Source organism: Ureibacillus sp. GCM10028918, from assembly GCF_042666115.1.
Lineage (GTDB): Bacteria > Bacillota > Bacilli > Bacillales_A > Planococcaceae > Ureibacillus.
In genome coordinates, this window is record NZ_JBHTFK010000002.1 from 173,550 (window position 1) to 186,384 (window position 12,835).

At 38.0% G+C, this 12,835-nt stretch carries 13 protein-coding genes; all 13 read left to right on the plus strand.

What is annotated here, in order from left to right; all coding sequences use genetic code 11:
* Positions 1–116 precede the first annotated feature (116 nt).
* The 13 genes from ACFQU5_RS00795 to ACFQU5_RS00855 all read left to right on the plus strand — a co-directional run bounded on the left by ACFQU5_RS00795 (position 117) and on the right by ACFQU5_RS00855 (position 12,774).
* A complete protein-coding gene (locus ACFQU5_RS00795; protein WP_390283734.1) occupies positions 117–902 on the plus strand; it encodes a M15 family metallopeptidase in 786 nt (261 codons plus the stop codon).
* Positions 886–1,680: a M55 family metallopeptidase gene (locus ACFQU5_RS00800; protein ID WP_390283736.1), complete on the plus strand. Its 795-nt coding sequence runs from the start codon at positions 886–888 to the stop codon at positions 1,678–1,680. Before ACFQU5_RS00795 ends, ACFQU5_RS00800 begins: the two co-directional genes overlap by 17 nt.
* A gap of 11 nt (positions 1,681–1,691) precedes the next feature.
* Positions 1,692–2,759 (plus strand): dipeptide epimerase, encoded by a 1,068-nt coding sequence (locus ACFQU5_RS00805; protein ID WP_390283738.1) that lies wholly within the window; start codon positions 1,692–1,694, stop codon positions 2,757–2,759.
* Positions 2,760–2,791: 32 nt separating this feature from the next.
* Entirely contained in the window at positions 2,792–4,630 is a 1,839-nt protein-coding gene (locus ACFQU5_RS00810; RefSeq protein ID WP_390283740.1) for a peptide ABC transporter substrate-binding protein, read from the plus strand.
* A gap of 101 nt (positions 4,631–4,731) precedes the next feature.
* Positions 4,732–5,676 carry an ABC transporter permease gene (locus ACFQU5_RS00815; protein ID WP_390283742.1) on the plus strand — a complete coding sequence of 315 codons (945 nt, stop codon included), beginning with the start codon at positions 4,732–4,734 and terminating at the stop codon, positions 5,674–5,676.
* On the plus strand, positions 5,676–6,650 hold the full coding sequence (locus tag ACFQU5_RS00820) for an ABC transporter permease (protein WP_390283744.1): 975 nt from the start codon (positions 5,676–5,678) through the stop codon (positions 6,648–6,650). The genes ACFQU5_RS00815 and ACFQU5_RS00820 overlap by 1 nt, the downstream gene beginning before the upstream one ends.
* Before the next feature lie 12 nt (positions 6,651–6,662).
* On the plus strand, positions 6,663–7,721 hold the full coding sequence (locus ACFQU5_RS00825) for an ABC transporter ATP-binding protein (RefSeq protein WP_390283746.1): 1,059 nt from the start codon (positions 6,663–6,665) through the stop codon (positions 7,719–7,721).
* Positions 7,714–8,655 (plus strand): ATP-binding cassette domain-containing protein, encoded by a 942-nt coding sequence (locus ACFQU5_RS00830; RefSeq protein WP_390283748.1) that lies wholly within the window; start codon positions 7,714–7,716, stop codon positions 8,653–8,655. Before ACFQU5_RS00825 ends, ACFQU5_RS00830 begins: the two co-directional genes overlap by 8 nt.
* Positions 8,656–8,660: 5 nt before the next feature.
* Positions 8,661–9,593 carry a S66 peptidase family protein gene (locus ACFQU5_RS00835; protein ID WP_390283750.1) on the plus strand — a complete coding sequence of 311 codons (933 nt, stop codon included), beginning with the start codon at positions 8,661–8,663 and terminating at the stop codon, positions 9,591–9,593.
* An 8-nt stretch (positions 9,594–9,601) separates the two neighbouring features.
* A complete protein-coding gene (locus tag ACFQU5_RS00840) occupies positions 9,602–10,414 on the plus strand; it encodes a serine hydrolase (protein ID WP_390283752.1) in 813 nt (270 codons plus the stop codon).
* Entirely contained in the window at positions 10,383–11,201 is an 819-nt protein-coding gene (locus ACFQU5_RS00845; RefSeq protein WP_390283754.1) for a C40 family peptidase, read from the plus strand. The genes ACFQU5_RS00840 and ACFQU5_RS00845 overlap by 32 nt, the downstream gene beginning before the upstream one ends.
* Positions 11,202–11,292: 91 nt before the next feature.
* Positions 11,293–12,150, plus strand: coding sequence for a hypothetical protein (locus ACFQU5_RS00850; RefSeq protein ID WP_390283756.1), 858 nt, complete (start codon positions 11,293–11,295; stop codon positions 12,148–12,150).
* A gap of 201 nt (positions 12,151–12,351) precedes the next feature.
* Positions 12,352–12,774: a universal stress protein gene (locus tag ACFQU5_RS00855; protein WP_390283758.1), complete on the plus strand. Its 423-nt coding sequence runs from the start codon at positions 12,352–12,354 to the stop codon at positions 12,772–12,774.
* Positions 12,775–12,835 lie beyond the last annotated feature (61 nt).

Sequence of the window (12,835 nt, forward strand, 5' to 3'; positions counted from 1 at the left end):
CATAATAATGTTAAGAAAACAATAATTTCCCATAAATATTATTAAATACCTAGTAAAAAAATGTAAAGTATGATAGATTTGTTTTTAAATACTGAATTATCGAAATATTCATATTGTTGAAACATCCAATTATAAATTGCGAGGTGATTACTATACAACAAAAGATTTTTCATCCAATACCTATGCTTGAACTACCTTCAACAAAATCCAACCCTAGTGTTTGTGAAAGTAGAGAACCGATCCTTAATATAACTGAGATTCACCCAAGAATTTATTCAAGATCTATCTATTTTGAACAACAAATTCCGAATAGCTTGCAATCAATCTACTTAAGACAAAATGCTTATGAGAAGTTAATAGAGGCTATATCCCTATTGCCGGAGGAATATAGCTTTATTTTGTATGATGGCTATCGTCCTCTTCAAGTTCAACAGCATTTATTCAAGCTATTTTCTGATGAGGTTAGAAAGAGCCATCCGGATTTTTCGGAAGATAAAATATTAGAAGAGACGCTGAAATATGTGGCATTTCCAAGTGTAGAACCAAATAAAACCTCTCCTCATTTAACCGGTGGAGCTATTGATTTAACTTTAGGAGACAAGGAAGGCAACTTATTAGATCTAGGAAGTGTATTTGATGAGATGAGTGTCAAATCCGCAACCCGTTATTACGAACACCATCCACTTGAAAATGAAGAAGCATTAAAAAATAGACGCCTTCTATATAACTGTATGACCACTGTTGGCTTCACAAATTATTCTGAAGAATGGTGGCATTTCGATTTTGGAAATGTGACTTGGGCTAGGCGTGTAAATTCAGCTGAAGCGAAATATGGTGCTGTGAAATCAATAATCGAGACACATCAAATAAAGGAGTATAGATATTATGAAAGTGTATATTAGTGCAGATATAGAAGGAATTACGGGTACAACCGCATGGATCGAGACAGAGCTTAATACTCAAGATATCCAACCTTTTCTAAAACAAATGACGAAGGAAGTAGAGGCGGCTATTGAGGGCGCAATTGCAGGAGGGGCTACAGAAATATTGCTAAAGGATGCCCATGATTCTGCTCGCAATCTGGATATATCGAATTTGCCGGTGAATTGTAAAGTTATTCGAGGATGGACCGGGGACCCGATGTGTATGGTTGCAGGATTAGATAAGAGTTTTGACCGAGCCATTTTTATTGGTTACCACAGTAAGGGAGGGAGTCACCGAAATCCGTTAGCTCACACATTGGTCGTAAATGCAGATGTGAAGATTAATGGCGAATATGTTAGCGAGTTTTTAATTAATACCTATGCAGCTGGTTTACATGGAGTACCGGTTGCTTTTGTCAGTGGAGATGTAGGTCTTACAGAAGAAATTCGGACTGTGAATGAGAATATCGTCACTTTCGCTACTAAAGAAGGTGTGGGAAGTGCAACAGTGAATGTGAGTCCAAAGCTAACTATCAAAGAAACTAAGATACTTGTAGAAGAAGCGATGAAAGTGGATAGAGAGGCGCTGCAAGTAAAACTGCCCCAACAGTTCGTTGTAGAAATTGTTTACCGAGATCATGCTCGCGCCTACCGAAATTCCTTCTATCCAGGAGCAACTTTTAAACCACATAATACAGTAGAATTTGTTACGAATGATTATTATGAAGTTTTACGTATATTACAGTTTTTAACGTAGAAGGTGATGGAATGAAAATAACAGATATCAGTGTGGGAGTTGTAGAGGCTCCCTTAATTACACCTTTTAAAACTGCACTAAGAACTGTAGATTGTATTCGGAATATTGTGATTTATATCCATACAGATACCGGTCTAATAGGTGTTGGCGAGGCAGCCCCGACAGCAGTTATTACGGGAGAAACAAATGCATCCATTACGCATGCAATCACTGATTATATAAAACCGGCGATTATCGGAATGGATATTGAAGAGTTTGCTGGAATAATGGAGCGGTTAGAGAATTGTATTTATAAAAATACCAGTGCCAAGGCTGCTGTTGATATGGCACTTTATGACTTGTTCGCGAAACGGTATGAGACACCGCTATATAAACTGTTAGGTGGATATAGTAATAAATTGATTACAGACCTCACGATAAGTGTGAATGATGTGGAAGAGATGGTTAAAGATAGTCTGGCGGCTGTGGAAAGAGGCTTCAACATACTAAAGGTGAAGGTTGGTAAGGATCCTGTTGGTGATGTAGAACGTGTGGTTGCGATCCGTGATGCAGTTGGGCCAAATGTGATTTTGCGTGTAGATGCAAATCAAGGTTGGACACCCAAGCAAGCGGTTCGGATTATCGGAGCCTTGGAGGATGCCAACACGAATATTGAGCTAGTCGAACAGCCAGTTCATTATAGCGATATCGAAGGAATGCGATATGTAACAGCTAACACCTTAACCAATATTTTGGCTGATGAGAGTGTCTTTTCTCCCAAAGAGGCAATCACGGTTATTGAAAAACGTGCTGCTGATCTAATTAATATCAAGCTGATGAAAACGGGCGGTATTTATCAAGCACAAAAAATTGTCCATATTGCAGAGGCAAATGGAGTTGAGTGTATGATTGGCTGCATGTTGGAAACCAAAATTAGTGTGAGCGCTGCTGCGCATTTTGCTGCATCTCAGAAGAATATCACAATGGTAGATTTAGATGGACCTTTACTATGTATGAATGATCCAGTGACAGGTGGTCCTGCATTTAATGGGCAAGTCATTACAATGTCTGGAGAACCTGGAATCGGATTTTCATTATAAAAAAGAGATAGTACAGAATCAGGAGGGGTTTTATGAGAAAGTTGTGGTTATTGCTGTTAGCTTCAATGGCAGCTTTGGTTTTAGCTGCTTGTAGTGAGAAAGGAGACGGAGAAGAGTCTTCTGGAGAAGTTGCAGAATACCGTACAGTTTATTCAGGAGAGATTAAGACATTAAATTACCTGAAAACAGCGGAAGCGAATGAGTTTGCTATGTCTGCTAACTTAATTGATGGCTTAATCGAGTATGATCAGTACGGAATTGTACAACCAAGTTTAGCTGAAGAATGGTCTGTAAATGAAGATAATACAGTTTGGACATTCAAGTTGCGTGAAGGTGTGAAATGGGTTACTCATGAAGGAGAAGAATACGCAGATGTAGTAGCTCAAGATTTCGTGGATGGCTTAAATTATGTGCTAGATGCAAAAAATGAGTCTTCTACAGCATGGATTGCCACAGTTGTGAAAAATGGCGATGCTTTCTACAATGGCGAAGTTACAGATTTCTCTCAAGTAGGTGTAAAGGCGATTGATGAATATACAGTTGAGTACACAATGGAAAATCCAACACCTTATTTCCTGTCGATGCTTAACTATGTATGTTTCTTCCCGGTTAATGGTGAGTTTTTAGCTGAGCAAGGTGAAACATTTGGTACTACTAAAGAAACAACTCTCTATAACGGGGCATTTATCTTAGATAAATTTGAATCTCAAAATGAACGTGTACTTGTAAAAAATGATTCGTATTGGGATAAAGACAATGTATTTATCGATCGTATCCGCTATAAATACAATAAAGAGGCTTTAACGGTTGCACCAGAGTTATTTTTACGAGGTGAAATCGATTCAGCAGAAATTCCGACATCAGTAGTTGATGAATGGTTTAATGACGAAGAGAAAAAATCACAGCTTCGTCAAATTCGAAACAACTTCTATACGTATTTCTATGCGTTAAACTTTAATCCACAATTTGATGCAGAATATGAACCGGAAAATTGGAAAGTTGCCGTAAACAACAAAAACTTCCGAAAATCATTATATCATGCCCTGGACCGTGTATCCGCAATGTTAACAACTGAACCTTTCGAACCGGAAAGTCTGCTTAACAACACGATTACACCGAAAAACTTTGTGGATGTAGATGGTGTGGATTATACACAACTAGCACCATTGGCAGACATTTCGAATACGGATTCATTCAATGCAGATTTAGCATTGGAGTTCAAAGAAAAAGCGATGGCAGAACTTGATGGTAAAGCAACATTCCCAGTGAAGATGGTAATTCCATACAACTCTGGCAGTCCGGATTGGGCTAACCGTACACAGGTTGTTGAACAACAACTTGAAAATCTACTAGGAGCAGATTATGTTGACTTGATTGTAGAAGCAGGTCCGTCTACTGGCTTCTTATCAGAAATTCGCCACCCAGGGAAGTATGCATTACTTGAAGCGAACTGGGGCCCAGACTATGCTGACCCTGCATCTTATACAGATCCATTTACAGAAGGTGGAACATACAACAAGCCGGAACTTGCTGAAGGTTACACAGATGCAAATGGAAAATCGAAATATCAAAATTTGGTGGATGCAGCGAAAGCAGAAATGGATCCAGCAAAACGTTATGAATTATTTGCACAAGCCGAAGCCTTCTTAATTGAAGAAGCTTTTGTTATCCCGTATGCAGTAGGCGGTACTGGTTATATTGCTTCAAAGTTAAATCCATTTGAAGCACAATACTCTCCTTTTGGTGTAACGTTAGAGAAATTCAAAGGACAGAGACTTCTGGAAGAGCCAATGAGTAACGAAGAATTTAAAGAAGCTTTAACAGCTTGGGAACAAGAAAGGGCGGAAGCGTTAGCGAACGCAGGTGAATAGAAACTAGTAGTTTTGTAGACAAGATGAAAGAAGGAGATGACCTGGAGCAGCATTGCCATCTCCTTCCTTCATTCTTTTTTAAATCGTTGGGGGGTAAGAGAATGTTTTGGTATATAGGAAAACGATTATTGCAATCAGTATTAACGCTGTTCATTATCATAACTATTGTTTTCTCATTACTACGCCTAATGCCCGAGGAAGGGTATTTAGGAGCTGCAGCAGAGAAAATGTCAGCGGAACAACAGGAAGTATATTTAACGAACTTAGGTCTTCGTGATCCACTGATTGTTCAATTAGGGAATTTCTATTCAGGCTTATTCAAAGGTGATTTAGGAACTTCTGTTACATATCGTACGGATGTCCCGGTAACTACCATCATATCGGAAAAGATTATGTATTCGTTACTGTTTGGACTTGGTGCTGTTGCATTGTCGCTTATTGTTGGGGTCCCTTTAGGAATTTTAATGGCCCATATGAAAGGACGCTGGCTGGATCGATTGGGGACGGGCTATATTGTGTTCGTTGTTGCTGTTCCAGCAGCAGTTTATTATATCTTTATACAAATGTATGTAACAGATCTATTCAACCTGCCATTATTATTTGATGAATATGATAGAATGAGTTGGATTTTGCCGTTGACATCTATGGCACTTGCACCTACAGCTTCATATGCAATGTGGATGCGTCGCTATATGGTGGATGAATTAAATAAAGATTATATAAAGCTTGCACGAGCAAAAGGTGTTAAAGAACGTACTTTAATGTTTAGGCATGTGATGCGAAATGCTTTTATCCCAATGGCGCAATACTTACCAGCAACCATATTATTTACAATCACTGGTTCGATTTATATTGAATCATTATATTCAATCCCTGGAATGGGGGGGTTGCTTGTTGACGCTATACAAAGACAAGATAACTCAGTGGTGCAAGGGTTAGTATTAATATTCTCTTCTTTAGGGATTATAGGTCTGTTTTTGGGAGATTTAGCGATGGCACTTGTCGATCCTCGAATCAAGTTAGGAAAAGGAGGGAGTACACGTTAATGGGCATCTATTCGGAAGAGATTTCAAATATTTCGCAAAAGTCAAACGAGAATTTATTTGATTTTGCAATTGTTGATGATAAAAAGGCAGAGCAGACAGGATACTCGAATTATTCTTATTGGCGTTCTACCTGGCAATCTTTTTTAAAAAATCGAATTGCTGTATTCCTATTAGTAGTAGTTGGACTAATTATTGCTTTCGTAATTATACAACCTTATTTACCATATCAAAAATCTCCAACAGAGATTTATATTGATGAACAAACAGGTTCTCAAGCCCGAAATATTACGCCAAGTTCAGAATTTTGGTTTGGGACGAATTCAATCGGACAAGATTTATGGTCCCGTATTTGGGCAGGTACAAGAACTTCTTTATTTATTGGGTTTGTTGTAGCGTTTGCTGAAGTAATTGTGGGTATCTCTGTAGGCGCTTTATGGGGATTCTCCAGAAAGCTTGAAACACCTATTACGCAAATTTACAATATTGTAGAAAATATTCCGACAACAATTGTTTTAATCCTTATGTCATTTATTTTACGTCCAAGTATTTCGACGATCATTATTGCGATGTGTATTACGGGATGGGTGGAAATGGCAAGGTTTATTAGAAATCAGATTGTCATTTTACGAGACCGGGAATACAATCTGGCATCGAAATGTTTGGGAACACCGAGCTATCGAATTATTCTCAAAAACTTATTGCCATATTTAATCTCCGTTATAATGCTTCGGATGAGTCTGGCTATTCCGTTTGCAATCGGGGCAGAGGTATTTTTGACGTATATCGGTCTGGGATTGCCAATAAGTGAACCATCATTAGGAAACTTGATTAATGAAGGGCGTGTACTGATGATGTCACCAGATTTACGATATCAGTTAATCTTCCCGAGTGTCGTACTAAGTATTATAACAATTGCTTTCTATATTATCGGTAACGCATTTGCTGATGCAGCAGATCCAAAAAATCACGTGTAGAGGAGGATGACGATGGGGGACAACAACGCTAAGTCACGGATTTTATCCATTCAAAATTTGATCATCAAGTTTAAACTGCGTGGCCAAGTACTAACAGCTATTCGTGATATTTCTCTTGATCTATACAAAGGTGAAAGTCTTGCGATTGTAGGAGAATCGGGTTCTGGTAAGTCCGTGCTCATAAAATCAATTATGGGCTTGTTAGATAAAAACGGTTTTATCGATCAGGGGAAAATTCTTTATAAAGATTATGATTTATCACAGTTTAGTACTGAAAAAGATTGGTTAAAAATCCGGGGCAAGGAAATTGCCATGGTGACACAGGACCCAATGACTTCATTGAATCCGTTAAAAACTGTTGGAAAACAGATTGAGGAATGTGTGGTCCTTCACCAAGGTTTAAAGGGAAAAGAGGCTTATAATCGAACTTTAAAACTATTGAGAGATGTCGGAATTCATGATGTAGAAAAACGCTATAAGCAATATCCACATGAGTTTTCGGGCGGTATGCGTCAACGAATCGTAATCGCTATTGCGGTAGCTTGTAATCCAAAAATTCTTATTTGCGATGAACCTACAACAGCACTTGATGTTACGATACAAGCCCAAATCCTGCAACTATTAAAAAATCTACAAGAAATGTATGGTCTTACAACAATCTATATTACCCATGATTTAGGGGTAGTGGCAAAAGTAGCGGATCGGATTGCTGTTATGTATGCCGGAGATATTATAGAAGTTGGCAAAACTCATGAAGTATTCTTTGATGGGAAGCACCCATATACATGGGCACTCCTTTCATCTTTACCACAGTTGGGAGCTAAGGGAGAAGAACTATACTCCATTAAAGGCACACCACCTAATCTCTTTAATGAGATAAAAGGAGATGCTTTTGCACCCCGAAATCCATATGCTTTAAATATCGATTTCGTAGAACGTCCTCCTTTCTTTAAAGTAACGGAAACGCACTTTGCAAAAACTTGGTTACTGCATTCTGATGCACCAAAAGTAGAGCCTCCACAAAGTTTGCAAGCATTCTTCGAAGAGGGGAGACGATACGCTTATGAGTAATAGAGAAGTAGTTCTAGAAGTGAAAAATTTAAATGTTACATTTGGGAAAGGCAAAAATATATTTCAAGCTATTAGAGATGTAAGTTTTGAAATTTATAAAGGTGAAACTTTTGGACTAGTGGGGGAGTCGGGATCTGGTAAAACCACAATAGGGCGTTCCATTATGCGTATTAATGAAGTGACTGGTGGGGAGATTTTGTTCAAAGGTAAACCGATTAATGGAAAAATCTCGAAGGATTGGGATCAGGAAATTACTAAAAAAATTCAAATGATTTTCCAGGACCCGATGGCATCTCTAAATGAACGTGCAAAAGTTGACTATATTATTTCAGAAGGCTTAGTGAATACAAAAAATTATAAAAATGATGCAGAACGCTTGGAGAAGGTTCGAAATGCCCTATTGGAGGTAGGGTTGCTGCCAGAGTTTGCAAGCCGTTTTCCACATGAATTTTCGGGGGGACAACGACAAAGAATTGGGATTGCCCGTGCACTTGTTATGGAGCCGGAATTTATTATTGCAGATGAACCAATTTCAGCACTTGATGTTTCCATACGTGCACAAGTTTTAAATCTATTATCGAATTTACAACAACAAAATGACCTAACCTACCTATTTATTGCCCATGATTTATCGATTGTTCGTTTTATTACCGATCGAACTGCAGTTATTTATAAAGGGCAAATCGTGGAACTTGCGGAAACAGAAAAACTGTTTTCGAATCCAATTCATCCCTATACTCGGGCTCTTATTTCAGCAGTACCTGAGCCAAATCCTTATAAAGAGCGTGCCAAAACCATTGAAATTTATGACCCTTCCCAGCATAACTATGTAATGGATCCTCCATCTTTTGTCGAGATTGAGGATGGTCATTATGTACTTGCAAATGAAGAAGAAATTACACGTTACCGTACAATGTTTAAAATAGGAGTGTGACAAATATGAAGATTCCAAAAGGGTTAAAAATGGGAGATACAATAGGTCTGGTTGGTGCTTCCAGTGCCACACCTCCGGAAAGCTTGCAGCCAGCTATAGAAGCAGTCGAAAAACTAGGCTTTAATGTTGTTGTAGGAGATTCTTGCCGAGAGAGACATGGCTATTTGGCAGGGAGTGATGAGCTTCGAGCCAATGATGTGAATCGGATGTTCCAGGATCCCTCTATTGACGGTATCTTTAGCATTCGAGGTGGTTACGGAGCTACCAAAATTCTTCCTTTACTAGATTACGAGATGATTAAAAAAAATCCAAAAGTATTTGCAGGCTATAGTGATGTGACAGCAATGCATATCGCCTTTAACCAGTTATGTGATTTGGTGACTTACCATACCCCGATGCCTTCTACCGAATTCATTAAACAAGAGATGGATGATTATACATGGTCATCATTTATTAAAGCTGTGACAATAACGGAAGAAAATAGTTATTACTTATCGAATCCGACGAATCAAGAAATGACTACTCTCGTATCTGGGAAGGCGACAGGTCAACTTGTTGGTGGAAACTTAACGTTAGTAGCTGCTTCACTTGGAACACCCTATGAAATTGATACAAAAGGGAAAATACTATTTCTGGAGGATATAGACGAGTATGAACGAAGTATCGATCGTATGCTAACCCAGCTTCAGTTATCTGGTAAGTTAGAGGAAGCGTCAGGAATTTTGTTGGGTGCATGGACAAATTGTGGGCCACAAAATCCAGATCGTCCCGAACATAGTTTACGGCTGCAAACAATCTTTGAAGAAATTTTAGTTCCTTTAAAAAAGCCAGTTCTAATGGATGTTGCCTGTGGACATTGCTTACCGACAATGTCACTTCCTTTGGGTAGAACGATTTCATTCAATACAGAAACAAAAACAATAGAAGTTGTTGAATAGGTACTGTAATGGAAGAAATCATTCAAGAACTAATAGAACAGGTGCCTTTCGGTGTCAAATTAGTAGTAAAGGATGCAGGAGCCGATCATTTTTTAATAACAAAAGATTTCGAAGATGTTTTCTCTAGTGCCAGCCTGATTAAAGTTCCGATGCTATTAGCTGTGTTGGATTATGTAGAAAACGAAAGTAGATCATTACATGAAACTGTTAAGATTCCTCCAATAAACCGGGTGGATTATAGTGTGCTGAGTGAGCTAGGGGCGGAGGCATGTACTCTGCAAGAACTGTTAGTGTGGATGATTATTACTAGTGATAACACAGCGACGAATGTTCTTATTGACTTTATGGGTCTCGAAAAATTAAATCTATACTTTAAAAAAATTGGCTTAACACAAACAAAAATACAACGTAAAATGATGGATTTTGTTCAATTGGAAAAAGGTTTCGACAATATCACTTCTGCTAAAGATATGGCAACGCTCTATACGGCGATTTATCGAAAGTTATTATTGTCAAAAGAATATAGTGAGCTAGTAATTGATATATTAAGCCGACAACGAGTCCATGAATCTTTAAAAAGATACCTAGTCGATGATGTCAAAATAGCTCACAAAACCGGTAGCCTGGATACAGTAGAACATGATATCGGAATCGTTTTTTCCAATAAGAAAGACTATATTATTGGCGTTTTTGTCACAGATCATACAAATAATGAAGACGCAAAACGATTCATAGGGAAGATTTCAAAGATTGTATATGATCATTTAGGAAAGGAGGGGGAAACACTTTATGAAGGCAATTATAAAATCCAGGGTCGCTAATCTGCATGCAGAACCTAATTCTAAATCGGAGCTAATAGATGAAGGGTTATATGGCATGGTTGTAGAAATAGTAGAACAGCGAGAAAATTGGCTATATGTGCAAACGCCTTATCGTTATAAGGGCTTCTGTAAGGCATCTGATCTGCTATTCGATACACCAAAAGCAAATGCATGGCAGGATGAAGCTAACTATGTCATTTTACAGGGATTTGCTGATGTATTACAGGAGCCCAAAATTCAAAGTACAAAGCTGGAAACCCTTGTGAGAGGTTCGATTATTCAAGTATTGCAGAATGAGAACCTAAATGAAGGGTGGGCGATGATTCAATTAGCAACAGGTGAAGTAGGGTATACTCGTAAACAATGGATTAGAGCGAAAATTAAAGAAAATCATTTATCTGAAGACGATTTCAGAGATCAAGTTGTGCAAACAGCACTAAGCTATCTTACAACGCCCTATCGATGGGGTGGAAAGTCTCCTTTAGGCATAGATTGTTCCGGCCTTTGTTCCATGGCTTATATGCTGAATGGAGTGGTTATATATCGAGATGCAAGTATTGTTGATGGCTTTCCGATTGAGGAAATCGGCATAGAGCACATTCGAAAAGGTGACCTTCTCTATTTCCCTGGACATATTGCCATGTATATGGGAGATGATTTATATGTACATTCTTCCCTTGGAGGGAATGAAGTGAGCATAAATAGCTTAAATAAAGAACATCCTCATTATCGCGACGATTTAGCGACAACAATTACAGCAGTAGGCAGTATATTTCCTGCAAAATAATGACAGCTAGAGGCACACCATCAAGAATCACAGAAGATGGTGTGCTTTTCTAGGCACTTTTTTTCAAATCTTAAATACTTGGAGGTATTTTATGCGGATATCTACAGCAAGATTTGTAACAGAAGATGACATCAAGATGATACCCATCAGACAAATGACAAAGAAAAAATATGTTACTGATTACAAGGGAAAACTTTATTGTCCTACACCTCATTGTCCCGCCAAATTATCATATTCAAGCGGTAAGAAAGTGCATTATAAGACTTGGCCTCATAGCAACCATTCTCCAACTTGCCAGCACAATTTAGAACGTGACGGTGTAAGGCTAATTGCAGGTAAACACTTAAAATTAGCAGTCAATATTAGTAAGAGGCATAAACAGAATGCATTAATGAGGGCGTACAAATCTATAGCTGTAGATGAACTAAATACTAAAAAATTTAATCATATCACTTCCAAACCTGAAAATACTCGTCCAAGTAAAATGAAAAGTAAAGCATTGGAATCAGCGCAGATGACGCTGTTCGGTGGTGCATTGGACGGAGAAGTCGCTCATTTTAAAGGAAACAAATTGTACTCAAGATTTGTGCATGAAATTGGACCTTCGGATGTTGGTAAAAATCGTATCATTAAAGGATTCATAAAACATATCGAGTTGCTTGAATCAGCTGTTTACTTCACCGTCGGATATCAAAATAAGGAAATGACCATTGTGTTTGAGGATTCTTTTATTAAAGAGCCACTGAACAAAAGTTATATAAATAAATTCTGGGCAGTGACAGAATGGATGAATCGTATGAAAACAGTTAACTTTACTGGAGTAGGCGAGGTGCAATTAACGAAGCACAATCGCTATGAGTTGTTTGTTTTGATGGGGACTGATTTTAAAGTCGATGGGGAGGATCTGTACAATTTAGCAAGAAAAATGAGGGCATTGGCATTCAGTTAGACAAAAGATAGCATAATGATTCTATAAAGTGTCTCTCAGATTGAAAAAAACGCTCAATCCTACGTTGGTTGATTCGTTCGTCAACTCATAAACGGTTTTTGTCTACAATGTTCTATAAAGCATATATCACAAATATTCCGTTTATTTTAGTTGAAAAAGGGTACCATGAAGTAATGATGTTAATGGAGGACGAGGACAATTATGATAAAACATTATCAAAAAATTGCGGTAGCAATTGATTTCTCGAAACAGTCAATGAAGGCTTTTAATCGTGCAATTCTTGTAGCAAAAGATAATGGTGCAAGTATACAATTAGTTAACGTAATCGATACTAAATCATTTGGTTCAGTAGCAGCTTATGACCTGGAATATGCAGAACAGCTAAAAGAAGAGTCGCTTAAAAAAATGGATGGACTAAAAAACGAAGTAGTAGCTGCAGGTGTTCCTATTGTCGAGGTTGTTGTCAAAGAGGGTACTGCTCAGGAAATTCTAACAGAGCTCCCTGGTGTAGAATTAATTATTTGTGGCGCAACAGGTGTTACTAACATTGAAAAAATGGTTATTGGATCAGTGGCGGAACAAATTGTACGTCTTGCAACTTGTGATGTGCAACTTGTTCGATAACAAAAACAAGATATATTCCATTTATTAAACATCTATATCTTCGGATAATAGGTGTTTTTTC